The sequence below is a fragment of the Streptomyces seoulensis genome (assembly GCF_004328625.1).
GTDB classification, from domain to species: domain Bacteria; phylum Actinomycetota; class Actinomycetes; order Streptomycetales; family Streptomycetaceae; genus Streptomyces; species Streptomyces seoulensis.
On sequence record NZ_CP032229.1, the window covers coordinates 4164269 to 4189609 of the forward strand.

Annotated in this window: 22 protein-coding genes and 1 riboswitch; of the genes, 14 read left to right on the forward strand and 8 right to left on the reverse strand. The window is 70.8% G+C overall.

The window, feature by feature from the left end:
- The first annotated feature begins 7 nt into the window (after positions 1-7).
- The 9 genes from D0Z67_RS19480 (at position 8) to D0Z67_RS19520 (ending at position 9118) form a co-directional block, all read left to right on the forward strand.
- Positions 8-634 carry an alpha/beta hydrolase family protein gene (locus tag D0Z67_RS19480; RefSeq protein WP_031181128.1) on the forward strand — a complete coding sequence of 209 codons (627 nt, stop codon included), beginning with the start codon at positions 8-10 and terminating at the stop codon, positions 632-634.
- A gap of 257 nt (positions 635-891) precedes the next feature.
- Positions 892-1587 (forward strand): RNA polymerase sigma factor SigR, encoded by a 696-nt coding sequence (gene sigR, locus D0Z67_RS19485; protein WP_031181129.1) that lies wholly within the window; start codon positions 892-894, stop codon positions 1585-1587.
- Positions 1584-1886, forward strand: coding sequence for a mycothiol system anti-sigma-R factor (gene rsrA / locus D0Z67_RS19490; RefSeq protein ID WP_030807430.1), 303 nt, complete (start codon positions 1584-1586; stop codon positions 1884-1886). Before sigR ends, rsrA begins: the two co-directional genes overlap by 4 nt.
- A gap of 107 nt (positions 1887-1993) precedes the next feature.
- The gene (locus tag D0Z67_RS19495; RefSeq protein WP_031181130.1) at positions 1994-3304 is read left to right on the forward strand and encodes an HD-GYP domain-containing protein; all 1311 of its coding nucleotides are present in this window, start codon (positions 1994-1996) and stop codon (positions 3302-3304) included.
- Positions 3301-4542 carry an HD-GYP domain-containing protein gene (locus D0Z67_RS19500; RefSeq protein WP_031181131.1) on the forward strand — a complete coding sequence of 414 codons (1242 nt, stop codon included), beginning with the start codon at positions 3301-3303 and terminating at the stop codon, positions 4540-4542. Before D0Z67_RS19495 ends, D0Z67_RS19500 begins: the two co-directional genes overlap by 4 nt.
- Positions 4543-4653: 111 nt before the next feature.
- The gene (locus D0Z67_RS19505; protein WP_031181132.1) at positions 4654-5634 is read left to right on the forward strand and encodes a hypothetical protein; all 981 of its coding nucleotides are present in this window, start codon (positions 4654-4656) and stop codon (positions 5632-5634) included.
- Positions 5635-5761: 127 nt separating this feature from the next.
- Positions 5762-6412, forward strand: coding sequence for a peptide deformylase (gene def, locus D0Z67_RS19510; protein WP_031181133.1), 651 nt, complete (start codon positions 5762-5764; stop codon positions 6410-6412).
- A gap of 256 nt (positions 6413-6668) precedes the next feature.
- Positions 6669-7751, forward strand: coding sequence for an epi-isozizaene synthase (cyc1, locus tag D0Z67_RS19515; RefSeq protein ID WP_031181134.1), 1083 nt, complete (start codon positions 6669-6671; stop codon positions 7749-7751).
- On the forward strand, positions 7748-9118 hold the full coding sequence (locus D0Z67_RS19520; protein WP_031181135.1) for a bifunctional albaflavenone monooxygenase/terpene synthase: 1371 nt from the start codon (positions 7748-7750) through the stop codon (positions 9116-9118). The genes cyc1 and D0Z67_RS19520 overlap by 4 nt, the downstream gene beginning before the upstream one ends.
- Positions 9119-9146: 28 nt before the next feature.
- Here the strand turns inward: D0Z67_RS19520 and D0Z67_RS19525 are convergent, their stop codons facing one another.
- From D0Z67_RS19525 to D0Z67_RS19560, 7 genes are all read right to left on the reverse strand, one after another.
- Positions 9147-10109 (reverse strand): GlxA family transcriptional regulator, encoded by a 963-nt coding sequence (locus tag D0Z67_RS19525; RefSeq protein ID WP_031181136.1) that lies wholly within the window; start codon positions 10107-10109, stop codon positions 9147-9149.
- Between the two features lie 253 nt (positions 10110-10362).
- On the reverse strand, positions 10363-11376 hold the full coding sequence (locus D0Z67_RS19535; RefSeq protein ID WP_031181137.1) for a ribonucleotide-diphosphate reductase subunit beta: 1014 nt from the start codon (positions 11374-11376) through the stop codon (positions 10363-10365).
- Positions 11376-13757, reverse strand: a complete 2382-nt coding sequence (locus tag D0Z67_RS19540) for a ribonucleoside-diphosphate reductase subunit alpha (RefSeq protein WP_031181138.1) — start codon at positions 13755-13757, stop codon at positions 11376-11378. Before D0Z67_RS19540 ends, D0Z67_RS19535 begins: the two co-directional genes overlap by 1 nt.
- A 125-nt stretch (positions 13758-13882) precedes the next feature.
- A riboswitch (cobalamin riboswitch) is annotated at positions 13883-14008 on the reverse strand.
- A 63-nt stretch (positions 14009-14071) separates the two neighbouring features.
- Entirely contained in the window at positions 14072-14578 is a 507-nt protein-coding gene (locus D0Z67_RS19545; protein WP_031181139.1) for a GNAT family N-acetyltransferase, read from the reverse strand.
- A gap of 81 nt (positions 14579-14659) precedes the next feature.
- A complete protein-coding gene (gene mctP / locus D0Z67_RS19550) occupies positions 14660-16270 on the reverse strand; it encodes a monocarboxylate uptake permease MctP (protein ID WP_131589672.1) in 1611 nt (536 codons plus the stop codon).
- Positions 16267-16530, reverse strand: coding sequence for a DUF3311 domain-containing protein (locus tag D0Z67_RS19555; protein WP_078873286.1), 264 nt, complete (start codon positions 16528-16530; stop codon positions 16267-16269). Before D0Z67_RS19555 ends, mctP begins: the two co-directional genes overlap by 4 nt.
- A 142-nt stretch (positions 16531-16672) precedes the next feature.
- Positions 16673-17437 (reverse strand): GntR family transcriptional regulator, encoded by a 765-nt coding sequence (locus tag D0Z67_RS19560; RefSeq protein WP_030807463.1) that lies wholly within the window; start codon positions 17435-17437, stop codon positions 16673-16675.
- A 406-nt stretch (positions 17438-17843) separates the two neighbouring features.
- Between D0Z67_RS19560 and D0Z67_RS19565 the strand changes: the two genes are divergently transcribed.
- The 4 genes from D0Z67_RS19565 to D0Z67_RS19580 all read left to right on the forward strand — a co-directional run bounded on the left by D0Z67_RS19565 (position 17844) and on the right by D0Z67_RS19580 (position 22523).
- Entirely contained in the window at positions 17844-19118 is a 1275-nt protein-coding gene (locus D0Z67_RS19565) for an extracellular solute-binding protein (protein ID WP_031181142.1), read from the forward strand.
- Between the two features lie 85 nt (positions 19119-19203).
- A complete protein-coding gene (locus tag D0Z67_RS19570; protein WP_031181143.1) occupies positions 19204-20193 on the forward strand; it encodes a carbohydrate ABC transporter permease in 990 nt (329 codons plus the stop codon).
- Complete coding sequence (locus tag D0Z67_RS19575; RefSeq protein ID WP_031181144.1) at positions 20190-21032, forward strand: carbohydrate ABC transporter permease; 843 nt, start codon at positions 20190-20192, stop codon at positions 21030-21032. Before D0Z67_RS19570 ends, D0Z67_RS19575 begins: the two co-directional genes overlap by 4 nt.
- Positions 21033-21041: 9 nt before the next feature.
- The gene (locus D0Z67_RS19580) at positions 21042-22523 is read left to right on the forward strand and encodes a glycoside hydrolase family 3 protein (RefSeq protein ID WP_031181145.1); all 1482 of its coding nucleotides are present in this window, start codon (positions 21042-21044) and stop codon (positions 22521-22523) included.
- Between the two features lie 56 nt (positions 22524-22579).
- Here the strand turns inward: D0Z67_RS19580 and nagB are convergent, their stop codons facing one another.
- Positions 22580-23365 (reverse strand): glucosamine-6-phosphate deaminase, encoded by a 786-nt coding sequence (gene nagB, locus D0Z67_RS19585; protein ID WP_031181146.1) that lies wholly within the window; start codon positions 23363-23365, stop codon positions 22580-22582.
- A 485-nt stretch (positions 23366-23850) separates the two neighbouring features.
- On the opposite strand from nagB, the gene D0Z67_RS19590 reads away from it, so the two are divergent.
- Positions 23851-25326, forward strand: a complete 1476-nt coding sequence (locus D0Z67_RS19590) for a sensor histidine kinase (RefSeq protein WP_107059571.1) — start codon at positions 23851-23853, stop codon at positions 25324-25326.
- Positions 25327-25341: the final 15 nt, after the last annotated feature.

The following is a 25341-nucleotide window of genomic DNA, read 5'->3' on the forward strand; positions in this document are numbered from 1 at the left end:
CTCCAGCATGATCGAGACCGTCGAGACCGACGCCGGGACCGCCCGCGTCACCTGGCACCACGCGCCCGAACCCCGCCTCGTCCTGGCCGTGAGCCATGGCGCCGGGGGCGGCATCGAGGCCCGCGACCTCCAGGCGCTCGCCGCCGCGCTGCCCGCGCACGGGGTGAGCGTCGCCCTGGTCGAACAGCCCTGGCGGGTGGCCGGGCGCAAGGTCGCCCCGGCGCCCAAGACGCTGGACACCGGCTGGCGGGGCCTGTGGCCCGCGCTCACCCGGCCCGGCCTGCCGGTGATCGCCGGCGGCCGCAGCGCGGGCGCCCGCGTCGCCTGCCGTACCGCCGCGGAACTGGGCGCCCACGCGGTGCTCGCCCTGAGTTTCCCGCTGCACCCTCCGGGCAAGCCGGAGAAGTCCCGCGCCGACGAGCTGCTCGGCGCCGGGGTGCCCACGCTCGTCGTCCAGGGCGGGAACGACCCCTTCGGCCGCCCCGGGGAGTTCCCCGAGGGCGGATTCGAACTCGTCGAGGTGCCCTTCGGCGACCACTCCTTCGCGGTGCCCAAGCGGGCCCCCGTGACCCAGGAGGCAGCGCTGCGGACCGTGACGGACGCCGTCACCAGGTGGGTCGCGTCACTCGGGTGACCCCCGGGAATGCCGGACGGGGCACCGCTGTTGTGGCGGACAGAAGTACTGGAGCCCCGAGGGGCGTCGTCGCGGGAGAGGAAGTCAGCCGCATGGGTTCGACCGCATGTCCGAGTCGCAGCAGCCGTACTGACCTGGACTGGACGGTGCTGCACGCGGCCAAGACCGCTCCGATTCGAGCGGCGGCGGGTACGGGTCGTGTTCTATCCTCCGAAACGAGTGGGGCCGGTCCCGGCCTCGCGCGGGAACTTGAGGAGGTGGGTCCGGTCACCGGTACCGACGCAGGGGCCGGCAGCGGCCAGGCGGAGCAGCCCGAGGGCCAGGGCGTGAACGCGGGTACGGGCGCCGAGAGCAGCACGGAGCGCAGCGCGCGCTTCGAGCGGGACGCGCTCGAATTCCTCGACCAGATGTATTCGGCCGCCCTGCGCATGACGCGCAACCCGGCCGACGCCGAGGACCTGGTGCAGGAGACGTATGCCAAGGCGTACGCCTCGTTCCACCAGTTCCGCGAAGGCACCAACCTCAAGGCGTGGCTGTACCGGATCCTCACCAACACCTTCATCAACTCGTACCGCAAGAAGCAGCGGGAACCGCAGCGCAGCGCGGCCGAGGAGATCGAGGACTGGCAGCTCGCGCGTGCCGAGTCGCACATGTCGACGGGGCTGCGCTCCGCCGAGTCCCAGGCGCTGGACCACCTGCCGGACTCGGACGTGAAGTCCGCGCTCCAGTCGATCCCCGAGGAGTTCCGCATCGCGGTCTACCTCGCGGACGTAGAGGGCTTTGCGTACAAGGAGATCGCGGACATCATGGGGACACCCATCGGTACGGTGATGTCCCGGCTGCACCGGGGCCGTCGCCAACTGCGCGGCATGCTGGAGGACTATGCGCGCGAGCGCGGCCTGGTCCCCGCGGGCGCCGGAGAGTCGAACGAAGCGAAAGGCTCGGGCTCATGAGCTGCGGAGAGCCGCACGAGACGGACTGCAGTGAGGTCCTCGACCACCTGTACGAGTTCCTCGACAGCGAGATGCCGGACGTCGACCGCGACAAGTTCCAGCACCACTTCGAGGAATGCCACCCGTGCCTGGAGAAGTACGGTCTGGAGCAGGCCGTCAAGAAGCTGGTCAAGCGGTGCTGCGGACACGACGACGTCCCCGCCGACCTGCGCGCCAAGGTCATGGGCCGGATCGAGCTGATCCGCTCCGGCGGCACCGTCCCCGAGCATGACGTGACCGCGGCCGCCCGCGAGAGCTGACCGCCGCTTCTGTCACCCGAACGTGCTAATCCCACCGGGCTAGCCCCCATCCTCCCCCTGCCCCGTCCTACGCTCCACCCGGACGGGGCACGGTCGGGGAGGGCGTCATGGAGGCGGTTCCGGCAAGAGCACGGGTCTGTGCGGCCGCTGCCGCCCTGCTCGCCGCCCTCTGCGCACTGCCCGCCCTCACCGGCCCCACGAACTGGGGCGCCCTCGGACTCCTCGCCGCGCTCTACGCGCTCTGCGACCAGGTCGTCCGGCGCCGGTTCGGCGGCACCTTCTACCCCGTGCTGCTCGCCGGGGCCTTCCTGCTGACCCCGGCCGCCGCCGCGCTCGTCCCGCTGCCCGCCGCCCTGCTCTCCCCGGTCGAGCACGCGCCGGCCCTCCCGCGCCGCGTCTGGCGCGCCGCCCGTCCCGCGCTCGCCGTCTGGGCCGCCGCCCAGACCCACCACGCGCTGGACGGCAGTGCCGCCGTCGCCCGCTCCGTCTTCCCGTACGCGCTGCTGCCCGCCGGGGCCGCGGTGGTCGCCTTCTGCCTGGTGCTCACCCTGCTCGACGGCGCCATGCACGCCGCCGCCGACCGGGTGCCGCCGCGCCGGGCCTGGCGCGGGCTGTTCACCCGCTCCCTCGCCCCCGTCGCCGTGCACGGCCTGGCCGGACTGATGACCGCCGTGCTGTGGCGCAGCCCCTACGGGCCGGTCGCCGCCCTGCTGGTGCTGCTGCCGATGGGCGTCTCCTGCTGGGTGTTCGCCCAGTACCACCGCGAACGCGCCGCCCACCAGGCCACCATCCGCGCCCTCGTCCAGGCCGTCGACATCAAGGACGGCTACACCCGCGGCCACAGCGAGCGCGTCGGCCGGGCGTCGGTGATGATCGCCCGCCAGCTCGGCCTGGACGACGAACGCGTGGAGGTGCTGCGCTTCGCGGGCATCCTGCACGACGTCGGCAAGCTCGGCGTCCCCACCCGGCTGCTGCGCAAGGACGGCCCGCTCACCTCCGAGGAACGCCGGATCATCGAACTCCACCCGGAGTACGGCCACGAGATGACCCGCGGCATCTCCTTCCTCGGGGAGGCCCGCGCGGCGATCCTGCACCACCACGAACGGCTCGACGGCAGCGGCTACCCCTACGGCCTCACCGGTACCCAGATCCCCGAGTGCGCCCGTGTGGTCGCCGTCGCCGACGCCTTCGACGCCATGACCTCCAACCGTTCCTACAGCCGGGCCCGCCCGGTCGAGGTCGCCGTCGCCGAGCTGGAGCGGTGCGCGGGCGCCCAGTTCGACCCCCGGATGGTCGGCGCGCTCGCCGCCGCCCTGCGCCGCCACGGCTGGCGCCCCGAGGTCACCGCCGACGAACCCGCCCCCGGCATGCCGCCTCGCCAGCGCACCCACGGCCGGACCACCGGGGCCCACCGGTGACGGCCCGCCTGACCGCCCGCCGGCTGATCCACGGCGCCGCCGCCCTCCTCGCCGCCATCGCGTTCGGCGCCACCCTGTGGTCCGGCGTCGACGACGGAGGCACCGCGCTCGCCTTCGGTGTCCTCATAGCCGTCGGCGAACTCACCCGCTGGAAGGGCGGCGGCTCCCGCCGCGCCGCACCGCTCGGCACCGCCGGCTCCCTCTCGTACGCCCTGCTCGGCGCCGAGGCCGGGCACCCCGCGCAGCACGACGCCGGTCAGATCCTCACCGTGGTGCTCGTCGCCACGCTGCTCGGTGGCGTGCCGCACATCTGGCGTGGAAGCAGCCCGACCCTGGACCATCTGGCCCGCCGGGTCCTCAAGGTGGGTTTCGCCGCCATCTGCTTCCAACCCCTGTACAGCCGTGGGGTGTTCGAGCACTGGGACGGCTCCGCCTACGCCCTGACGCTCGTCGCGCTGCTCGTCCTGACCGCGCTGTGCGACGCCGTACTGGCCGCCGCGCTCGCCCGCTCCCGCACCGGCTGGCCCTTCGGCCCGCTGCTGCGCGAGGAGCTGCGCGGGCTGCTCGGCATCGGGTCCGCCGTCTGCGCCACCGGCGCGGTGATGGCGCTCGCGGTCGCCGTCGCCGGACTCTGGGCGCTGCCGGTGTTCTGCCTCCCGCTGCTGCTCACCCAGTTGTCGTTGCGCCGGTACGCGGCCGTGCGCGCCACCTACCGGCAGACCATCACCTCGCTGGCCCGCGCCACCGAGATCGCCGGGTACACCCCGGCCGGGCACGCCCGCCGGGTCGCCGCCCTCAGCCTCGCGGTCGGCCGGGACCTCGGCCTCACCGGCACCGAGCTGACCGTGCTGGAGCACGCGGCGCTGATGCACGACATCGGCCAGCTCAGCCTGGTCGACCCGGTCCCCGCGGGTGCCACCGCCGCCCTGCCCGGCGCGGAGCAGCGCCGGATCGCCCTGCTCGGCGGGGCCGTGGTCCGGCAGACCGGGGTGGCCGCCGCCGTCGCCGTCGTCGTGGAGCGGCAGGCCGACCCCTACCGGGACCAGCCGGTCGCCGCCCGCATCGTCCGCGCGGTCAACGCCTACGAGGAGAAGTCCCGCGACGCCGGGGTGGAGGGCCCCCTGCGCGCACTGGAGGAACTGCGGCTGGCCACCGCCGGGGACTACGCCCCCGAGGTGGTGGAATCACTGGCGCGGGTCCTGTCCCGCGACTGTCTGACCCTGCCGGTTGCTGGGTAACCGATGGGTAATGAGCGCCTCTCCCGCGTGACGTGGTTGGATGCGAGGGAGAGGCAAGTCCGGGGGCACAAGCCAGCCCACTGAGCGGAACGGAACTGGCAGGCGGGAATCGTGAGGATCTTCGGCAAGGTACGGAACCGGCCCTCCGCGTCCTGGCGGCAGGCCACCGACCGGGCGTTCACGCTCATCGGCGACGGCCGCTACGAGGACGCGGGTGAACTGCTGACCCGCGCCGCCGATCTGGAGCCCTGGCTCGCCGAGTCCTGGTTCAACCTGGCCCTGCTGCACAAGTTCCGGCACGACTGGGAGCAGGCCCGCGCCGCCGGGCTGCGCGCGGTCGCCCTGCTGGACCGGGAGACCGGCGCGCCCGACTGGTGGAACGTCGGCATCGCCGCCACCGCGCTCCAGGACTGGCCGCTGGCCCGCCGCGCCTGGCAGGCGTACGGCCTGAAGGTGCCCGGCGGTGCCACCGCGCTGGGCGAGCCGCTCGGCATGGAGCTGGGCAGCGCGGCCGTACGGCTCTCCCCGGAGGGTGAGGCCGAGGTGGTCTGGGGACGCCGGCTGGACCCCGCGCGGATCGAGGTGCTGTCCATCCCGCTGCCGTCCTCGGGGCGGCGCTGGGGCGAGGTCGTGCTGCACGACGGCGTCCCGCACGGCGAGCGCACCACGTCCACCGGGCACTCCTATCCGGTCTTCGACGAGATCGAGCTGTGGGCGCCCTCGCCCGTGCCGACCTGGGTGGTGCTGCTGGAGGCGGCGACCGAGGCGGACCGGGACGCGCTGGAGCAGCTGGCAGCGGACGCCGGTTTCGCGGCGGAGGACTGGTCGTCCTCGGTGCGGTTGCTGTGCCGGATGTGCTCGGAGTCGCGGATGCCTTCCGACGAGGGGGAGGGTGTGCACCTCGATCCCCACGACCACAGTGAGCCGGGTCATCCCGGTCCGCTGGGACACCGGACGGACGGGCAGCTGTGGGTGCCGGAGCGGGAGTGTGGCGTGGCCGCCCCGCCTTCCCTCGTACGGGGGTTGCTGGACGGCTGGGTCGCCGACAGTCCGGACTCCCGGGACTGGCGGGATCTCGAAGAGGTCTGCTGAGCGGCTCTGCCGGGTGCGGGTCCGTCGTGGCTGGTCGCGCAGTTCCCCGCGCCCCTGACAGGGCGCTACCCGTACTCTGTATCAGCATTCACCCCCCAGTTTTTGTGCAGGAAGGCGTCACTCGGTCATGGCTCAGCAGGACACCGATCAGCAGCAGGCGGGCGTGCTCCCCGTCGATGACGAGGGCTATGTCGTCGACACGGAGGACTGCGAGGAGCGCGAGACCGGCTGGCGCGAGCGCGGGACCTCGCGGCCGATCACGGTCGTCGGGAACCCGGTGCTGCACAAGGAGTGCGCGGACGTCACCGAGTTCGGCCCCGAGCTGGAGGCACTGGTCGCGGACATGTTCGCCAGCCAGCGCACCGCCGAGGGCGTGGGCCTGGCCGCCAACCAGATCGGCGTGAGCCAGAAGGTCTTCGTCTACGACTGCCCGGACGACGACGGCGTGCGCCACACCGGTGTGGTCGTCAACCCCAAGCTGGTCGAACTCCCCGCCGCCGCCCGGCGCCTGGACGACAGCAACGAGGGCTGCCTCTCCGTGCCCACCGCGTACGCGCCGCTCGCGCGCCCCGACTACGCCGAGGTGACCGGGCAGGACGAGAAGGGCAACCCCGTCAAGGTACGCGGCACCGGCTACTTCGCCCGCTGCCTCCAGCACGAGACCGACCACCTGTACGGCTACCTGTACATCGACCGCCTGTCCAAGCGGGACCGCAAGGACGCCCTGCGGCAGATGGCCGAGAACGAACCGCGTTACGACGTGGTCGCCAACGACTGACGGGAGCGCGCGGAACCAGCGCCACCGCACCGAACAGCCACGACGCCCGGCCGGAGACCATTCCGGCCGGGCGTCGTGGCTGTTCGTTCATCTGTTCGCCGAAAGAATCCCGGCGACTTGGGGTAGTGAAAGGAGCAAATCCGTTCCCCAGACGGTCAGTTGTAGTGCTGAATAGGGGTGCGGGGATACGCAACGGCGCGCGCCCGGCACGGCAGGGAGGGGCGTGTTGCTCCTGGCGGTCGAGAGGGGACTGTTCGTGCATGCTTTCTCACGCGGCACCACATCGGCGACAGCGGTCGCGGTACCACCGTCCCTCGCGCTCCCGGTGATCGAGGACGCCTTTCCCCGGCGGCTGCACCCGTATTGGCCGAGGCTCCAGGAGAACACCCGGCGGTGGCTGCTGGAAAAACGGCTGATGCCCCCGGACAAGGTCCGCGAGTACGCCGACAACCTGTGCTACACGGACCTGATGGCCGGCTACTACCTGGGCGCCCCCGACGACGTCCTCCAGGCCATCGCCGACTACAGCGCGTGGTTCTTCGTCTGGGACGACCGGCACGACCGTGACATCGTGCACGGCCGGTCCGAGGACTGGCGGCGGCTGCGGCAGCGGCTCCATACGGCGCTCGACGCACCCGGGGACCATCTGCACCACCAGGACGCGCTGGTAGCCGCTTTCGCGGACAGCGTCCTGCGGCTCTACGCGTTCCTGCCGCCCACCTGGAACCAGCGGTTCGCCCGGCACTTCCACGAGGTGATCGAGGCGTACGACCGCGAGTTCGGCAACCGGGTCGCGGGCCGGGTGCCCGGCGTCGAGGAGTACCTCGCGCTCAGGCGGCTCACCTTCGCGCACTGGATATGGACCGACCTCCTGGAAGCGAGCGCCCGCTGCCAGCTCCCGGACGCGGTACGGAAGAACCCCGCCTTTCGGCGTGCGGCCCTGCTGAGCCAGGAATTCGCCGCCTGGTACAACGACCTCTGCTCGCTGCCCAAGGAGATAGCGGGCGACGAGGTGCACAATCTCGGAATCAGCCTCATCACCCATTCCGGGCTCACCCTCGAAGAAGCAGTCGCAGAACTCCGGCGGCGCATCGAGAACTGCATCGCCGAATTCATCGAGGCCGAGCGAGAGGCGATGGAATTCGCCCGGGAACTCGACGACGGCACCATGCGCGGAAAGGAACTGAGCGCCGCCGTGCGGACCTGCGTCGGCAATATGCGGAACTGGTTCAGCACCGTCTACTGGTTCCACCACGAGTCCGGCCGCTACATGGTCGACACCTGGGAGGACCGGTCCACACCCCCGTACGTCAACAACGAAGCGGCAGGTGAGAAATGACCGTCGACGCCATCGATCCCGGGACGCGGGAAGTGGCCGAACTCAAGGACCCGCCCCTCGCCGGGGGCGCCGTCCCGGTGCTCGGGCACGGCCTGAAACTGGCCCGCGACCCGCTCGCGTTCATGTCCCAGCTGCGCGACCACGGCGAGGTGGTGCGCCTGAGGCTCGGCCCCAAGACGGTGTACGCCGTCACCGCGCCGGCGCTCACCGGCGCACTCGCGCTGAGCCCCGACTACAAGATCGACGGACCGGTGTGGGAGTCGCTGGAGGGGCTCCTCGGCAAGCAGGGGGTGGCCACGGCCAACGGCCCGCTGCACCGGCGGCAGCGGCGCACCATCCAGCCCGCCTTCCGGCTCGCCGCGATCCCCGCCTACGGGCCGATCATGGAGGAGGAGGCGCACGCCCTCACCGAGCGCTGGCGGCCCGGCGTACCCGTCGACGCCACCTCCGAGTCGTTCCGGGTCGCGGTGCGCGTCGCGGCCCGCTGCCTGCTGCGCGGCCAGTACATGGACGAGCGCGCGGAGCGGCTCAGCACCGACCTCGGCGCCGTCTTCCGGGGCATGTACCGGCGCATGGTGCTGCCGCTGGGACCGCTGTACCGGCTGCCGTTCCCGTCCAACCGCGAATTCAACCGGGCACTGGCCGATCTGCATCTGCTGGTGGACGAGATCATCACCGAGCGGAGGGCGTCCGGTCAAAAGCCGGACGATTTGCTGACGGCTTTGCTGGAGGCGAAGGACGACAATGGCGACCCCATCAGCGAACAGGAGATCCACGACCAGGTCGTCGCCATACTCACGCCCGGAAGCGAGACAATCGCCTCCACGATCATGTGGCTGTTGCAGATCCTCGCGGACCATCCCGGGCACGCGGAGAAGGTGCGCGCGGAAGTTGAATCGGTAACCGGTGGTGCGCCGGTCGGATTCGAGCACGTACGCAGGCTGAGCCACACCAACAATGTCGTCGTCGAGGCCCTCCGACTGCGGCCCGCCGTATGGATATTGACGCGTCGCGCACTCACCGACACGGCACTCGGTGCCTATCGCATTCCGGCCGGGGCGGACATCATCTACAGCCCCTACGCGATTCAGCGCGACGCCCGTTCCTACGCCCGCCACCTCGACTTCGACCCCGACCGGTGGCTGCCGGAGCGGGCCGAGGAGGTGCCGAAGTACGCCATGGCGCCCTTCAGCGTCGGCAACCGCAAGTGTCCCAGCGACCACTTCTCGATGGCCCAACTGAGCCTGATCGTCGCGGCGATCTCGGCGAAGTACCGGTTCCGTCAGGTCGAGGACTCGGACGCCAGTACCCGTGTGGGCATCACCCTGCGCCCGCACCGGCTGCTGGTCGAACCCCGGGAGTGGTGAGGGGCGAAGCGCCCGGACCGGCGCGCGTTCAGGCGGCCTGCGGGCCCCGGAACGTGCGCCGGTAGGCGTTCGGGGTGGTGCCGAGCGCCCGGACGAACTGGTGGCGCAGCGCGGCCGCGTTGCCGAACCCGGCCCGCCAGGCGATCGAGTCCACCGTCTCGTCCGTCCCCTCCAGCAACCGCTGCGCCAGCAGCACCCGTTGGCGCAGAATCCAGCGGTAGGGGGTGGTGCCCGTCTCCTGCTGGAAGCGGCGGGCGAAGGTGCGCGGGGACATGTGGGCGCGGGCCGCGAGCTGCTCGACGGTGACCTCCCGGTCGAGGTGCTCCGCCATCCACACCAGCACCTCGCCCACCGTGTCGCAGGGGCCCTTGGGCAGCGGGCGCTCGATGTACTGGGCCTGGCCGCCGTCCCGGTGCGGGGGCACCACCATCCGGCGGGCGATCTTGTTGGCGACCTCGGGACCCTGCTCCTTGCGGACCAGATGCAGGCAGGCGTCGATACCGGCCGCCGTCCCGGCGGAGGTGATCACCGGGTCCTCGTCGACGTAGAGCACGTCCGGCTCGACCGTGACGCCCGGGTGGCGCCGGCTCAGCTCCTCGGCGTTGTGCCAGTGCACCGCGCACCGGCGGCCGTCCAGCAGCCCGGCCTCGGCCAGCACGAAAACTCCCGTGCACACGCTGAGCACCCGCGCGCCCCGGGCCACGGCCCGGCGCAGGGCGTCCAGCAGGGCAGGGGGATAGTCGCGGGAGGCGTAGGACTCGCCGGCCGGTACGGCGATCAGATCGGCCTCCTCCAGCCGCTCCAGACCGTGCGGGGTGGAGACGGTGAAGCCGCAGTGGGTGCGCAGGGTGGGACCCTCCGCCGAGACCACGGCGAAGTCGTACACCGGGAGTCCGTCCTCGCTGCGGTCGATGCCGAACACCTCGCACACCACCCCCAGCTCGAAGGGGTGCACCCCGTCCAGCAGGACCGCGACCACGTTCTTCAGCATGCTGCCAGTGTGCCTCGACGCTGGCAGGAATTCGAGGGCCTACGGCAGTCCTGCCAGTGTTGGACAGGAGCGTTCAGCGCGAGGCTGATGACATGAACGGAAACCAGATCGAAGGTCTCATCGGAATGGCCGCCACGCTCGGCATCCTGGTCCTCCTGGTCCTGCCCTCGGTGATCGGCATCGTGCGCGACCGGCGCGTCGACCGACAGCTCGGGCAGGCCCAGAAGGACCGAGGAAGGGAGACTCAGACTGCTCAGAAGTCCTCGTCCAGGTCCACGGTGCCCTCCACCGCGACCTGGTACGCCGACGGACGGCGCTCGAAGAAGTTCGTCAGCTCCTGAACACCCTGCAGCTCCATGAAGGAGAACGGGTTCTCCGAGCCGTACACCGGGGCGAAGCCGAGGCGCGTGAGGCGCTGGTCGGCGACGCACTCCAGGTACTGCCGCATCGACTCGGTGTTCATGCCGGGCAGGCCCTCACCGCACAGGTCGCGGCCGAACTGCAGCTCGGCCGCGACGGCCTCCCGGATCATGTCCGTGACCTGCTGCTCCAGCTGGTCGTCGAACAGCTCCGGCTCCTCCTTGCGGACGGTGTCGACCACGTCGAAGGCGAAGGACATGTGCATCGTCTCGTCGCGGAACACCCAGTTGGTGCCGGTGGCGAGGCCGTGCAGCAGACCCCGGCTGCGGAACCAGTAGACGTACGCGAAGGCGCCGTAGAAGAACAGACCCTCGATGCACGCGGCGAAGCAGATCAGGTTCAGCAGGAACTTGCGGCGGTCCGCCTTGGACTCCAGCCGGTCCAGCTTGTCGACCGAGTCGATCCACTTGAAGCAGAACTCGGCCTTCTCCCGGATGGAGGGGATGTTCTCCACCGCCGCGAACGCGTCCGCGCGGTCCTCCGGGTTGGGCAGGTAGGTGTCGAGCAGCGTCAGATAGAACTGGACGTGCACGGCCTCCTCGAACAGCTGCCGGCTCAGGTAGAGCCGCGCCTCGGGGGAGTTGATGTGCTTGTAGAGCGTCAGCACGAGGTTGTTGGCGACGATCGAGTCACCCGTGGCGAAGAACGCCACCAGACGGCCGATCAGGTGCTGCTCCTCGGGGGAGAGCTTCGCCAGGTCGGCGACGTCCGAGTGGAGGTCGACCTCCTCGACGGTCCAGGTGTTCTTGATCGCGTCCCGGTAGCGCTCGTAGAAGTCCGGGTAGCGCATGGGGCGGAGAGTCAGCTCGAAGCCCGGGTCGAGCAGGTTCTTGTTTTCGCTGGACATTACTGGCAGGCCTCGCAGGACTCGGGGTTCTCAAGGGAGCAGGCGACGGCGTCGGGGTCGGCCGCCTGCTGGACGGGGATGGTCTTGGTCTCCTGGGCACGGCCGGCCGCGCGGGCGATCCGGGTCGCCGGGCGCGAACGCAGGTAGTACGTGGTCTTCAGACCCGACTTCCAGGCGTAGGAGTACATCGAGGAGAGCTTGCCGATGGTCGGCGTCTCCAGGAACAGGTTCAGCGACTGCGCCTGGTCGAGGAACGGGGTACGGGCCGCGGCCATGTCGATCAGACCGCGCTGCGGGATCTCCCACGCCGTGCGGTACAGGTTCCGCACGTCCTCGGGAATCCACGCGAAGCCCTGCACCGAGCCGTTGGCCTCGCGCAGCTCCTCGCGGGTGCGGGCGTCCCACACGCCGAGGTTCTTCAGCTCCTGCACCAGATACGCGTTGACCTGGAGGAACTCGCCCGACAGCGTCTCGCGCTTGAACAGGTTGGACACCTGCGGCTCGATGCACTCGTACACGCCCGCGATGGAGGCGATGGTGGCCGTCGGCGCGATCGCCAGCAGCAGCGAGTTGCGCATGCCGGTCTCGGCGATCCGGGCGCGCAGCGCGTCCCAGCGCTCCGGCCAGGTCAGCTCGACGCCGTAGTGGTCGGGGTGCAGCACGCCCTGGGCGGTACGGGTCTGCTCCCACGCGGGGAGCGGGCCGTTGCGCTCGGCGAGGTCGGCGGACGCCTCGTAGGAGGCCAGCATGATGCGCTCGGCGATCCTCGTGGACAGCGCCTTCGCCTCGGGGGAGTCGAAGGGGATGCGCAGCTTGAAGAAGACGTCCTGGAGGCCCATCGCGCCGAGGCCTACCGGGCGCCACTTGGCGTTGGAACGGCCCGCCTGCTCGGTCGGGTAGAAGTTGATGTCCACGACCCGGTCGAGGAAGGTCACGGCCGTGCGGACCGTCTCGTCCAGCCGCTCCCAGTCGATGTCGCCGTCCGCCACGAAGGCGCCCAGGTTCACCGAGCCGAGGTTGCAGACCGCGGTCTCCCCGTCGTCGGTGACCTCAAGGATCTCCGTGCACAGGTTGGAGGAGTGGACCACGTTGCCCGGCAGCGCCGTCTGGTTGGCGGTGCGGTTGGCGGCGTCCTTGAACGTCATCCAGCCGTTGCCGGTCTGCGCGAGGGTGCGCATCATGCGGCCGTACAGCTCGCGGGCCGGCATGGACTTCTTCGCCAGGCCAGCCTGCTCGGCCTTGCGGTAGGCCGCGTCGAACTCCGGGCCCCACAGGTCGACCAGCTCGGGCACGTCGGCCGGCGAGAACAGCGACCACTGCTCGTCGGCGTTGACCCGGCGCATGAACTCGTCCGGGACCCAGTGCGCGAGGTTCAGGTTGTGCGTACGGCGCGCGTCCTCACCGGTGTTGTCGCGCAGCTCCAGGAACTCCTCGATGTCGGAGTGCCAGGTCTCCAGGTACACCGCCGCCGCGCCCTTGCGCCGGCCGCCCTGGTTCACCGCGGCCACCGAGGCGTCCAGCGTCTTCAGGAACGGCACGATGCCGTTGGAGTGCCCGTTGGTGCCCCGGATCAGCGAACCCCGGCTGCGGATGCGGGAGTACGAGAGGCCGATGCCGCCGGCGTGCTTGGAGAGGCGGGCGACCTGGTGGTAGCGGTCGTAGATCGAGTCCAGCTCGTCCAGCGGGGAGTCCAGCAGGTAGCAGGACGACATCTGGGGGTGCCGCGTACCGGAGTTGAACAGGGTGGGCGAGGAGGGCAGGTAGTCCAGGCGGCTCATCAGGCCGTACAGGGCGGCGACCTCGTCCACGGCGGGGGCGCTGTCGTTCTCCGCCAGGCCGCTGGCCACGCGCAGCATGAAGTGCTGGGGGGTCTCGATCACCTTGCGGGTGATCGGGTGGCGCAGCAGGTAGCGGCTGTGCAGGGTGCGCAGGCCGAAGTAGCCGAACCGGTCGTCGGCGCCGGTGTCGATCAGGGCGTCGAGGCGGGCGGCGTGCAGCGCCACGAAGTCGGCGGTGCGGTCGGCGACCAGGCCCTCGCGGTGGCCCACGGTCACCGACTCGGTGAACCGGGTCACGCCCTGCGAGGCGGCCTCGGCGCGGATGGAGAGCGTGAGCAGCCTGGCCGCCAGCCGGGAGTACGCGGGGTCCTCCGAGATCAGACCGGCGGCGGCCTCGGTGGCCAGCTCGCGCAGCTCCGCCTCGTCGGCACGCGCCGACCGGCCGCGCAGCGCGGCGGCCGCGACCCGGCCGGGGTCCGCGTCGGGAAGGTCGGCGGTCAGCTCGGTCAGGGTCCGCAGCAGCGCGGCGCCGGGGCCGTCGTTCTCCACAGGGGCCTCGGTCGCCGGGGTGGCTGAAGCCGGGTCGGCAGGCGCGATGGTCACGTGGGGCTCTCCCTCGCTGGGCACGGGGACCTGGCGGAGGGTATGAGGAGGCACGAGCGCACACGGCGTCGCGTCCACCGGCCCACTCCACGAGGCCCGGACGTCTTCGAGCACCCGGACCGGACGGCCGGGCGCCGCTGTCGACAGGTCCTCGGACTGACGCTGGCGTGCACGAAGCACGCAAGTACACCGTTGCGGGACAGTTCCGGATTCGCACCGGATTCCCCTGCGACGACAGCGAGCACGAGCATACATCTAGTGCCGGGCTGTCGTGTCACCCCCAGATGTTGTGTCTGTTGTGTGTCGCGGCGGCTTCAGAGGGTCAACTCGTAGGTGAGCAGGGCGAGGTCCAGCAGGTCCGGCAAGGGGTTCCAGTCGCGGTGTGGGGTGCGGTGGAAACCGAGGCGTTCGTAGATGCGGTGGGCGGCGTGCATGGTGGGCTGGGTGGAGAGGACGAGGCCGTGGCAGCCCGCGAGGGCCCGTGCCCGGTCCGCACAGGTCCGTACGAGCGCCTCCCCGGCTCCCTGGCCCCGGCCGGCGCGGGCGACCGCCAGCATCCGGATCTCGGCCTCGCCCGGGCCCGCGATGTCGGCCATGGGGCCGCCGGCCGGGACGAAGGTGACTCCGCCCAGCAGGACGTCCCCGCGCACGGCCACCAGGATCTCCGCGTGCGCCGCCCGCCGGGCCACGTCCCGCAGCTCACCCAGGTACGCGTCGTTCTCACCGAAGTCCAGCAGGCCGTCCTGGAGATACGCCTGCGCGGTGATCTCGCCCAGCGCGGTGTACTCGGCCGGGTCGGCGGGTCTGATGACGAGGTCCATGCCCGGCAGTGTGTACGACAACGGCCACGGGCCGCCGTCGCATTCGCGGGACGGCGGCCCGTGGCCGGAGGGCGGGGACGGCTAGTGGGTGCTGCCCGCCGTCGCCGGGGGGAGTTCGACCTCCACGCCGGGGTCGCCCGCGTCGGCCGTGTAGTCGGCGGGGCTGGTCTCGTCGATGCCGTCGGGGGCCTTGAGGGCCTTGAGGGCGAAGGTGAGGATCACGGTGACGACGACGTTCAGCACGAAGGCCGTGAGGCCGATGTAGCCGATCTCGCCGATGCCGGGGATCTCCTTGGCGGAGCCGCCGAAGTGTTTCTGGGTGGGGGAGGCGACGCCGTAGGCGGCGAGCGTGCCGTAGAGCATGCCGACCGCCCAGCCCGCCAGCAGCGCCCAGCGGTGGAACCAGCGGGTGAAGAGGCCGCCGACCAGGGCCGGGAAGGTCTGCAGGATCCAGATGCCGCCCAGCAGCTGGAAGTTGATCGCCACCGTCTTGTCCATGGTGAGGACGAAGACCAGCGCGCCCACCTTCACCAGCAGCGAGACCAGCTTGGAGACCTTGGTCTCCTGCTCGGGGGTGGCGTCGGGCTTGATGAAGTCCTTGTAGATGTTGCGGGTGAAGAGGTTCGCGGCAGCGATCGACATGATGGCCGCCGGGACGAGCGCGCCGATCCCGATGGCGGCGAAGGCGACGCCCGCGAACCAGTCCGGGAACATGTCCTCGAACAACTGCGGGATCGCGAGCTGTCCGTTGGTGACCTTCACCCCGGCCGCGATCGCCATGAACCCCAGCAGCGCCAGCAGACCCAGCATCAGGGAGTACAGCGGCAGGATCGTGGTGTTGCGCCGGATCACGTCGCGGCTCTTGGAGGAGAGCGTCGCGGTGATCGAGTGCGGGTACATGAACAGCGCGAGCGCCGATCCCAGCGCCAGCGTGGCGTACGTCCACTGGCCCGCCGGGGCCGGGACGATACCGCCCGCTCCGGCGGCCGTGTACTTCTCGCCCGCCTTGGCGAAGATCTCGTCGAACCCGCCCAGCTTGATCGGGATGTAGATGATCGCCACCGCGATGACGAGGTAGATCAGCGTGTCCTTCACGAACGCGATCATCGCCGGCGCCCGCAGACCCGAGGAGTACGTGTAGGCCGCGAGCACGCCGAAGGCGATCAGCAGCGGCAGGTCCTTCACGAACCAGTTGGTGTCCTCACCGCCGCCCACGCCCATCACGTCCAGCACTGCCTGGATTCCCACCAGTTGGAGCGCGATGTACGGCATCGTCGCCAGGATGCCGGTGACCGCCACCGCCAGCGAGAGCCCCTTGGAGCCGAACCGCCCGCGCACGAAGTCGGAGGTCGTGACGTACCCGTGCCGGTGCGAGACCGACCACAGCCGGGGCAGGAAGGTGAAGATCAGCGGGTACACCAGGATCGTGTACGGCACCGCGAAGAACCCGGAGGCACCGGCCGCGTAGATCGCCGCGGGCACCGCGACGAAGGTGTACGCCGTGTACAGGTCGCCGCCGAGCAGGAACCAGGTGATCCAGGTGCCGAACGACCGGCCGCCCAGGCCCCATTCGTCCAGCGAGTGCTCGTTCTCGGCCTTGCGCCAGCGCGAGGCGAGGAAGCCCAGGACCGTGACCGCGAGGAAGAAGAAGACGAAGACGCCGAGCGCCACGCCGTTGACGCCGTCCTTCACTTGGAGACACCCCCGCTCCGGGTCCCGCGGGAGCGCTGGTCACGCTGCCAGAGCTGGTACGCGGTCATGGTGAGCGAGGTGGAGACCAGCACCCAGAGCATCTGGTACCAGTAGAAGAACGGGATGCCGATGAAGGTCGGGTCCACCTTGGAGAACGAGCCCACCCACAGCATCGCCACGAACGGCGCCACGAGACACAGCCCGATGACCACTCGGACCGGTGTCACCACCGGTTGCCTCACCTCAGAATCTTCGGGCATGCCGGACTCCGTCCCCTCGTTGATCACTGCGTAATGCGCACGCAATCTAGGTGACGGCACGCCCGAGCGGAAGCCCTCGTCCGGGTATCGATATGGCGATGTGAGCTGGTGGGGCCGCGAGAAGCGGGATAAGCGGAACCTGTCAGTCCTGTGGACGCCGCAGGCGCGCCACGAACTTGTACCGGTCGCCCCGGTACACCGAGCGCACCCACTCCACCGGCCGGCCCTCCCGGTCCACCGAGTGCCGGGACAGCAGCAGCATCGGCAGGCCCACGTCGGTGCCGAGCAGGCTCGCCTCGCGCGGGGTGGCCAGCGAGGTCTCGATGGTCTCCTCGGCCTCGGCCAGATGGACGTCGTAGACCTCGGCGAGCGCGGTGTACAGCGAGGTGTACTTCACCAGCGAGCGGCGCAGCGCGGGGAAGCGCTTGGCGGAGAGGTGGGTGGTCTCTATGGCCATCGGCTCGGCGTTGGCCATGCGCAGCCGCTCGATGCGCAGCACCCGGCCCCCGGCGCTTATGTCCAGCAGCCCGGCCAGCCGGTCGTCGGCCGTGATGTAGCCGATGTCCAGCAGCTGCGAGGTGGGTTCGAGCCCCTGGGCCCGCATGTCCTCGGTGTAGGAGGTGAGTTGGAGCGCCTGGGCGACCTTGGGCTTGGCGACGAAGGTGCCCTTGCCCTGGATGCGCTCCAGCCGGCCCTCGACCACCAGTTCCTGGAGGGCCTGGCGGACGGTGGTGCGGGAGGTGTCGAACTCGGCGGCCAGCGTGCGCTCGGGCGGCACCGGCGTGCCCGGCGGAAGCGTCTCCGTCATCTCCTGGAGGTGCTTCTTCAGGCGGTAGTACTTGGGCACGCGCGCGGTACGGACGGTCGCGCCGGCCTCGTTCTCCGCCCTGCTGACGTCGGTGCTCATGGCTGCCTTCCCGGCTCCGGATGCCGATGGCGACCGACATCGCCTCGGTCACGGCTCACATCGTGGCACGGTCGCGCGCGGCCGGTTCACCCGCACGCTCCGTGATCTCCCTGTATACCGCTGCACCTTCGGTTGGTCTAGTCCACCCGTGCCCGGCGGGCCAGTGGTCCACCGGAACTGGTCCGTCCGAACTGTCGGTTGCGCAATGAAAGGTCCCTGCATATCTCGGTCGCGTCACGGACGCCCGGAGCCCACCTGAACACCCTTGACAGCCCTTTTGGTCTGGGCCAAGCTCCCGGTGCTGGTCTACACCATTGGTCCAGTCCCGGCTCCGAGGGCGGTACGACGCGCAAGTGTGACACCGCGGGGAGGCAGGGGGGTTGTGGGCATCCCTGAGGAGGATGGCGTGAAGCGCAGACTGATAGCCGCGATCGGCGTCGCGGGCATGATCGTCTCCATCGCCGCGTGCGGCAGCGACGACGGCAAGGGCAAGGGGGGCGACAACGACGCGCTGACCGTCTGGCTGACCGTCGACGCGCAGAACAACTGGCCGAACCTGGTCAAGGCCGCCGACGCCGCCGTGGTGAAGAAGCACCCGGGCCTGAAGATCAAGCACGAGTACTACGGCTGGCCGGACAAGAACACCAAGCTGGACGCCGTCCTCGCCACCGACAAGGCCCCCGACGTGGTCGAGATGGGCAACACCGAGATGCTCGGCTACATGGTGAAGGGCGCCTTCGCCCCCCTGGAGCCCGGCAAGTTCGAGGGCTCGGACGCCTGGCTCGACGGTCTGAAGGCGTCGGTCACCTACGACGGCAAGACCTACGGCGTGCCGTACTACGCCGGTGGCCGGGTCGCCAACTGGCGCAAGGACGTGGCCGCTTCGGTCGGCGTCAAGACCCCGCCGAAGACGTATGCCGAGCTGACCTCCGCGCTGGACAAGATCCAGAAGAAGGAGGGGAACAAGTTCAACGCCTGGTACCAGCCCACCCGTGACTGGTACGCGGCCATGTCCTTCGTCTACGACGCGGGCGGCGCCATCGCCAAGCAGGAGGGCGGCCAGTGGAAGGCGACCCTCTCCTCCCCGGAGTCGGTCAAGGGCCTGACCGCCTTCAGGCAGGTCGTCGACAAGTACATGCACGGCGACAAGACCAAGGACGAGTCCGACCGTTACCTCGTGTACGGCCAGGGCAAGTCGGCCATGATCTTCGGTGCGGCCTGGGAGGGCGCGACCTCCGCCGACCCGAAGAACGACAAGACCGGCAAGCTCAAGGACAACCTCGAGAACTTCGTGATGCCCGGTCCGTCCGGCAAGAACATGCCGGTGTTCCTGGGCGGTTCCGACCTCGCCGTGCCGGTGAAGTCCCACAACCAGGACATCGCCGCCGAGTGGATCAACGCCTTCACCGGTCCCGAGGGCCAGAAGGGTCTGATCGCCAAGGGCAACCTGCCCAACAACAAGACCGACCTCGCCACCCTGAAGAACGACCCGGCGACCGCCGTGCCGGCCACCGCGGCCGAGTCCAACTGGTTCGTGCCGATGGCGCCCGGCTGGGGCCAGGTGGAGAAGGCGCAGGTCCTGCAGACCATGCTGCAGCAGATCGGCACCGGCAAGAAGTCGGTCCAGGACGCGGCCAAGGAAGCGGACGCCGCGATCGACAAGGTCATCAACACCAAGTGACCCCGGTGCGCCGCGCGGGCCCCAGCGACCGCGCGGCGCCCGCCGTACCGCTCGCACAGGTTTCACGGGATCGCCGAGGAGCGCGATGAGTGCCGCAGACACGACCACGCCTGCAAAGGTGCCGCCGCCGCGGCAGGCACCCCCGCCCGGCCCGCCGCCCCGGCCCCGCCGCCCGGCCTCCGCCAAGGGCGGCACCGCCACTCCCTGGCTGCTGCTCGCGCCCTGTCTGCTGATCCTCGCCGGTGTCATGGGCTACCCCCTGGTCCGGCTGGTCACCCTGTCGTTCCAGAAGTTCGGCCAGTCCCAGCTCTGGGGCTTCCAGGAGCCGGAGTCGGTCGGCTTCGCCAACTTCTCCAAGGTGCTGAGCGACGGCGACTTCTGGCAGGTCGTGCTGCGCACCATCGGCTTCACCGTGGGCGCCGTCGTCTTCACGATGGTCCTCGGCATGCTGATCGCCCTGCTGCTCCAGCGGGTCTCCGGCTGGGTGAAGACGCTCATCAACATCGCGCTGGTGGCGAGCTGGGGCATGCCCGTCATCGTCGCCACCACCGTCTTCAAGTGGCTGTTCGACGCCGACTACGGCATCCTCAACGCCCTCGTCAGCAAGCTGCCCGGCGTCGACCTGATCGGCCACAACTGGTTCGCCAGCGGTCCCGAGGGGCTCGCGGTGATCATGCTGCTGGTGGTCTGGGGCGCGGTGCCCTTCGTGGTCATCACCCTCAGCGCCGGACTCACCCAGGTCCCCGCCGAACTGGAGGAGGCCGCCCGGCTGGACGGCGCCGGCTCCTGGGGCGTCTTCCGGTACGTCACGCTGCCGGTGCTCAAGCCGGTGATCGTCATGCTGACGACCCTCTCGGTCATCTGGGACATGGGTGTCTTCCCGCAGGTCTTCGTGATGCGCAACGGCCACCCCGAGGCCCAGTTCCAGCTCCTCACCACCTACTCCTACGACCGCGCCTTCGTGGTCAACGACTACGCCCAGGGCTCCGCCATCGCCCTCATCACCGTGGTGCTGCTGCTCGGCGTCGTCGCCGTCTACATGCGCCAGATGCTCAAGATCGGAGAGGTCGAGTGACCAGCACGGCTTCCCCCGCCCGCCGGACCTCCAAGGCCGGCTGGAACATCCTCGGCCTCCTCGTCTTCGCCACCGCGGGCTTCCCCGTCTACTGGATGCTCGACACCGCGATCAAGCCGGCCAAGGACGCCATCGACCCCGACCCGAGCCTGCTGCCCACCGGGTTCACCCTGGACAACTTCAGCCGGGCCTTCGACATCGCCGACTTCTGGGGGCCGGTCGGCCGCAGCCTCATCGTCTCGCTGTCCGTGGTCCTCATCGGCGTCGTCGTCGGCATGCTCGCCGCGCTCGCCATCTCCCGGTTCGCCTTCCGGGGCCGGAAGATCGTGATCGTCGGCATCCTCGCGGTGCAGATGGTCCCGCTCGTCGCCATGATCATTCCGGTCTTCCTGCTGCTGAACGACCTGCATCAGTACGACAAGCTCACCGGCCTGATCATCACCTATCTGACCTTCATCCTGCCGTTCACGGTGTGGACCCTGCGCGGCTTCATCGTCAACATCCCGCGCGAGCTGGAGGAGGCGGCCATGGTCGACGGCTGCTCCCGCACCGGCGCCTTCATCCGCGTGGTCTTCCCGCTGCTCGCCCCCGGCATGGTCGCCACCTCGGTCTACGGCTTCATCCAGGCGTGGAACGAGTACCTCTACGCCCTGATGCTGCTCAGCCAGGAGAACCAGACGGCCACCGTCTGGCTCGGCAACTTCACCACCAAGCACGGCACCGAGTACGCCCCGATGATGGCCGGCGCCACCATGATGGCCGTGCCGATCGTCGTGCTGTTCCTCCTCGTCCAGCGCAAGATGGCCGCGGGGCTGACCGCGGGCGCCGTGAAGGGATAACGCCACCCGATGACGACAATCGCCCGCGGTACGGACACCCTGACGCGCGACGCGCTCACCGTCCTCCAGCCCGGCTTCACCGGCACCACCGCCCCCGACTGGCTGCTGCGCCGGCTCGGCGAGGGCCTCGCCTCGGTCGGCCTGTTCGGCCGCAACATCGTCTCGCCCGAGCAACTGGCCGCGCTGACAGCCCAGTTGCGTACCGAGCGGCCCGACGTGCTGGTGGCCATCGACGAGGAGGGCGGCGACGTCACCCGGCTGGAGGCCCGTACCGGCTCCTCCTTCCCCGGCAACCACGCCCTCGGCGCGGTGGACGACGTGGAGCTGACCCACGCCGTCGCCCGCGAACTCGGCCGCCGGCTCGCCGCCTGCGGGGTGCACCTCAACTGGGCGCCCTCCGCCGACATCAACTCCAACCCCGACAACCCGGTCATCGGCGTCCGCTCCTTCGGCGCCGACACCAATCTGGTCGCCCGGCACACCGCCGCCTATGTCACCGGCCTCCAGTCCGCGGGCGTCGCGGCGTGCACCAAGCACTTCCCGGGCCACGGCGACACCGCCGTCGACTCCCACCACGCGCTGCCCCGCATCGACGTGGCCGCCGACGTGCTCCAGGACCGCGAACTCGCGCCCTTCCGCGCCGCCCTCGCGGCCGGCACCCGCGCGGTGATGAGCGCCCATATCCTGGTCCCCGCGCTGGACCCGGACCGCCCCGCGACCCTCTCCCGGCCGGTCCTCACCGACCTGCTGCGCGGCGAACTCGGCTACCAGGGGCTGATCGTCACCGACGGCATGGAGATGCGCGCCGTCTCCGGCACCTACGGCATCGAGCACGGCAGCGTCCTCGCCGTAGCGGCCGGCGCCGACGCCATCTGCGTGGGCGGCGGCCTCGCCGACGACGAGACGGTACGGCGGCTGCGCGACGCCCTGGTGGGCGCCGTGCGCTCCGGCGAACTCCCCGAGGAACGCCTCGCGGACGCGGCCCGCCGGGTGCGCGAACTGGCCGCCTGGACGGCGAACGGCACAACCGGGGACACCGCCCCCGACCCCGAGGCCGGACTGCGCGCCGCTCGCCGGGCCCTGACGGTGACCGGCGGCGAGGCGTTCACGCCGCTCACCGAGGCGCCCTATGTCGCCGCCTTCACCCCGGTCGCCAACATCGCGGTGGGCGACGAGACCCCCTGGGGCGTCGCCGCCGAGCTGTCCGCGCTGCTGCCGGGCACCCTCACCGGAAGCTTCACCGGCGACTCGGCCGGCCCCGACGCCCTCGCGGCGGCGGGGGAGCGCAGGCTGGTCGCGGTGGTCCGGGACGAACACCGGCACCCCTGGATGGCGAAGGCCCTGACCACGCTCCTGACCGCCCGCCCCGACACCGTGGTGGTCGAGATGGGCGTCCCCCAGTCCCCGCCCCGGGGCCACCTCCACCTCGCCACCCACGGCGCGGCCCGCGTCTGCGGCCGGGCCGCGGCGGAGGTCATCGCGGGGGTGTGAGAGTCCGCGCTCGGTCCCCGTGGTGCGCCCACGGGGACCGAGACGTTTCTACGGCTCTACAGGCCCTGCCACTCCGGCTTGTGGGCGTAGGTGTTGCGGAAGTAGTCCGCGAGCTTCAGCTTGGAGGCGGCGGCCTCGTCGGCGACCACCGTGGCGTGCGGGTGCAGCTGGAGGGCGGAGGCGGGGCAGATCGCCGCGACCGGGCCCTCGACGGTGGCCGCGACCGCGTCCGCCTTGCCCTCGCCGGTGGCGAGCAGCACCAGGTGCCGGGCCTCCAGGATGGTGCCGATGCCCTGGGTGATCACGTGATGCGGGACCTGGGCGATGTCGCCGTCGAAGAAGCGGGCGTTGTCGATCCGGGTCTGCTCGGTCAGCGTCTTGATCCGGGTGCGCGAGGCGAGCGAGGAGCACGGCTCGTTGAACCCGATGTGCCCGTCCGTGCCGATGCCGAGGAGCTGGAGGTCCACGCCCCCGGCCGCGGCGAGCGCCCGGTCGTACTCCTCGCACGCCGCCTGCACGTCGTCGGCGGTGCCGTCCGGGCCGGTGAACGCGTCCATGGGGATGCCGAGCGGCTCCAGCACCTCGCGGCGCAGCACCGAGCGGTAGGACTCGGGGTGGTCGGCGGGCAGCCCCACGTACTCGTCGAGCTGGGCGATCCTGGCCCGGTGGGTGTCCACCGCGCCCGCGCGCACCCTGGCCGCGAGGGCCTGGTAGACGGGCAGCGGGGTGGAGCCGGTGGCCACCCCGAGCAGGGCGTCGGGCTTGCGGCGGAGCAGCTGGGCCATGGATTCGGCTATCAGCTCGCCGCCCGCCGCGGCGTCCGGGACGATGACAACTTCCACGCTGGGCCTGCCGATCTGGAAGAGGGCCGACGGTCGCAGGGGACCGGGGGAGCGCTGGCTATGTGGTTTAGACCAATCTAGCAGAGCGGCCCCCGCCGTACGTGGCGGAAATCGCCAGGCCGACGACCCCCCACGCCCCCGTCGGCCGGGCTAGGCTGCCGGTACGGCGAGGCCCCGGCGCCCATGGGTTCGGGCCTCCTGGCCATGGACACGCCCGCGTGGTCTAGTCCAGAATGCGGGAGAGGCTCCACGCAGGACGACAAGCTGACAAGCCTCCGTCTTCCCCGCACAGGAAGGCGGATCGAGGAACCGGCGCTCTCTGCCCTGACTGCTCCGGCTCCTCGGCCTTCGGCCGACCGGGACCGCACACCCCACGGCCGATGATGCTCCGGGCTGCGGCGCGGAGAGGGCTGAGGGTCCCTCTCAGGCGCCGCGGCCCGCGGGTGTCTTTCCGGCCGGTGAGGCGCCCCCGGTACGCTCGCAGCGTGCCCTCCATGAACGAACTCGTCCGCCAGCACACCGCCCTCGGGGACACCGACCTCGAGTGGCTCCATCTGCTGGTCTCGGAGTGGCAGCTGCTCTCCGACCTCTCCTTCGCCGACCTCGTCCTGTGGGTCCCCACCAGTGACGGCACCCGGTACGTCTCGGTCGCCCAGATGCGCCCGAACACCGGCCCGACCTCCTACCAGGACGACATGGTCGGCCACCTCGTCCCGCGCGGACGCCGCCCCATGCTGGACGCGGCCCTGGACGAGGGCCGGATCGTCCGCGAGGGCGACCCGGAGTGGCGCGAAGAGGTCCCCGTACGGGTCGAGTCCATCCCGGTACGGCGTGAGGGCCGGGTCCTCGGGGTGATCGCCCGCAACACCAACCTGCTGACCGTGCGCACCCCGAGCCGGCTGGAACTCACCTACCTCCAGAGCGCCTCGGACCTCGCGCAGATGATCGCGGCCGGTTCCTTCCCGTTCCCCGACCAGCAGGTCGACATGGACGCCTCCCCGCGCGCGGGCGACGGCCTGATCCGGGTGGACGCCGACGGCATCGTCCAGTACGCCTCCCCGAACGCGCTCTCCGCCTACCACCGGCTCGGCCTCGCCGCCGACCTCGTCGGCCACCACCTCGGCCGCACCACCGCCGAACTCGCCCCGACCAGGGGCCCGGTGGACGAGGCGCTCGCCAAGGCGGCCAGCGGCTACGCGCCCCGCGAGTTCGAGATCGAGGCGCACGACGGGGTCATCCAGTTCCGGTCCATCCCGCTCAAGCCCAAGGGCACGCGCATCGGTTCCCTGGTGCTCTGCCGGGACGTCACCGAACTCCGGCGCCGCGAACGTGAGTTGATCACCAAGGACGCCACCATCCGGGAGATCCACCACCGGGTGAAGAACAACCTCCAGACGGTCGCCGCCCTGCTGCGGCTCCAGGCCCGCCGGATCGACTCCGAGCGCGGCCGGGAGGCGCTGGAGGAGGCCGTGCGCCGGGTCGGCTCCATCGCCATCGTGCACGAGACGCTGTCTCAGAACCTGGACGAGCGGGTGGAGTTCGACGACATCGCCGACCGGGTGCTGGCGATGGTCGCGGAGATCTCGCCGGGCAAGGTGACCGGCCGGCGCAGCGGCCGCTTCGGCTGGCTGGACGCCGAGGTCGCCACCCCGCTGTCGATGGTGCTGACCGAGGTGCTGCAGAACGCCCTGGAACACGGCTTCCGCGAGGGCGACACCGGCACGGTCGAGGTCTCGGCGGTGCGCGGCGGCACCACCAAGGAGGCCCGGCTCCTGGTCACCGTCCAGGACGACGGGGTCGGTCTGCCCGAGGGGTTCGACCCGCACACCGCGGGCAACCTCGGCCTCCAGATCGTGCGGACCCTGGTGGAGGGCGAGCTGGGCGGCACCTTCGACATGGTCCCGGCGCCGGAGCGCGGCACCCGGGTCGTCCTCGACATCCCGGTGCGCCCGCAGAAGTGACGCGCCGAGAGGCGG

Excerpts from the sequence above, each read along its gene's own strand:
- D0Z67_RS19480 (WP_031181128.1), top strand. The coding sequence starts at position 8 with ATGATCGAGACCGTCGAGACCGACGCCGGGACCGCCCGCGTCACCTGG.
- rsrA (WP_030807430.1), top strand. The coding sequence starts at position 1,584 with ATGAGCTGCGGAGAGCCGCACGAGACGGACTGCAGTGAGGTCCTCGAC.
- D0Z67_RS19495 (WP_031181130.1), top strand. The coding sequence starts at position 1,994 with ATGGAGGCGGTTCCGGCAAGAGCACGGGTCTGTGCGGCCGCTGCCGCC.
- def (WP_031181133.1), top strand. The coding sequence starts at position 5,762 with ATGGCTCAGCAGGACACCGATCAGCAGCAGGCGGGCGTGCTCCCCGTC.
- D0Z67_RS19520 (WP_031181135.1), top strand. The coding sequence starts at position 7,748 with ATGACCGTCGACGCCATCGATCCCGGGACGCGGGAAGTGGCCGAACTC.
- D0Z67_RS19525 (WP_031181136.1), bottom strand. The coding sequence starts at position 10,109 with ATGCTGAAGAACGTGGTCGCGGTCCTGCTGGACGGGGTGCACCCCTTC.
- D0Z67_RS19535 (WP_031181137.1), bottom strand. The coding sequence starts at position 11,376 with ATGTCCAGCGAAAACAAGAACCTGCTCGACCCGGGCTTCGAGCTGACT.
- D0Z67_RS19545 (WP_031181139.1), bottom strand. The coding sequence starts at position 14,578 with ATGGACCTCGTCATCAGACCCGCCGACCCGGCCGAGTACACCGCGCTG.
- D0Z67_RS19555 (WP_078873286.1), bottom strand. The coding sequence starts at position 16,530 with ATGCCCGAAGATTCTGAGGTGAGGCAACCGGTGGTGACACCGGTCCGA.
- D0Z67_RS19560 (WP_030807463.1), bottom strand. The coding sequence starts at position 17,437 with ATGAGCACCGACGTCAGCAGGGCGGAGAACGAGGCCGGCGCGACCGTC.
- D0Z67_RS19570 (WP_031181143.1), top strand. The coding sequence starts at position 19,204 with ATGAGTGCCGCAGACACGACCACGCCTGCAAAGGTGCCGCCGCCGCGG.
- D0Z67_RS19580 (WP_031181145.1), top strand. The coding sequence starts at position 21,042 with ATGACGACAATCGCCCGCGGTACGGACACCCTGACGCGCGACGCGCTC.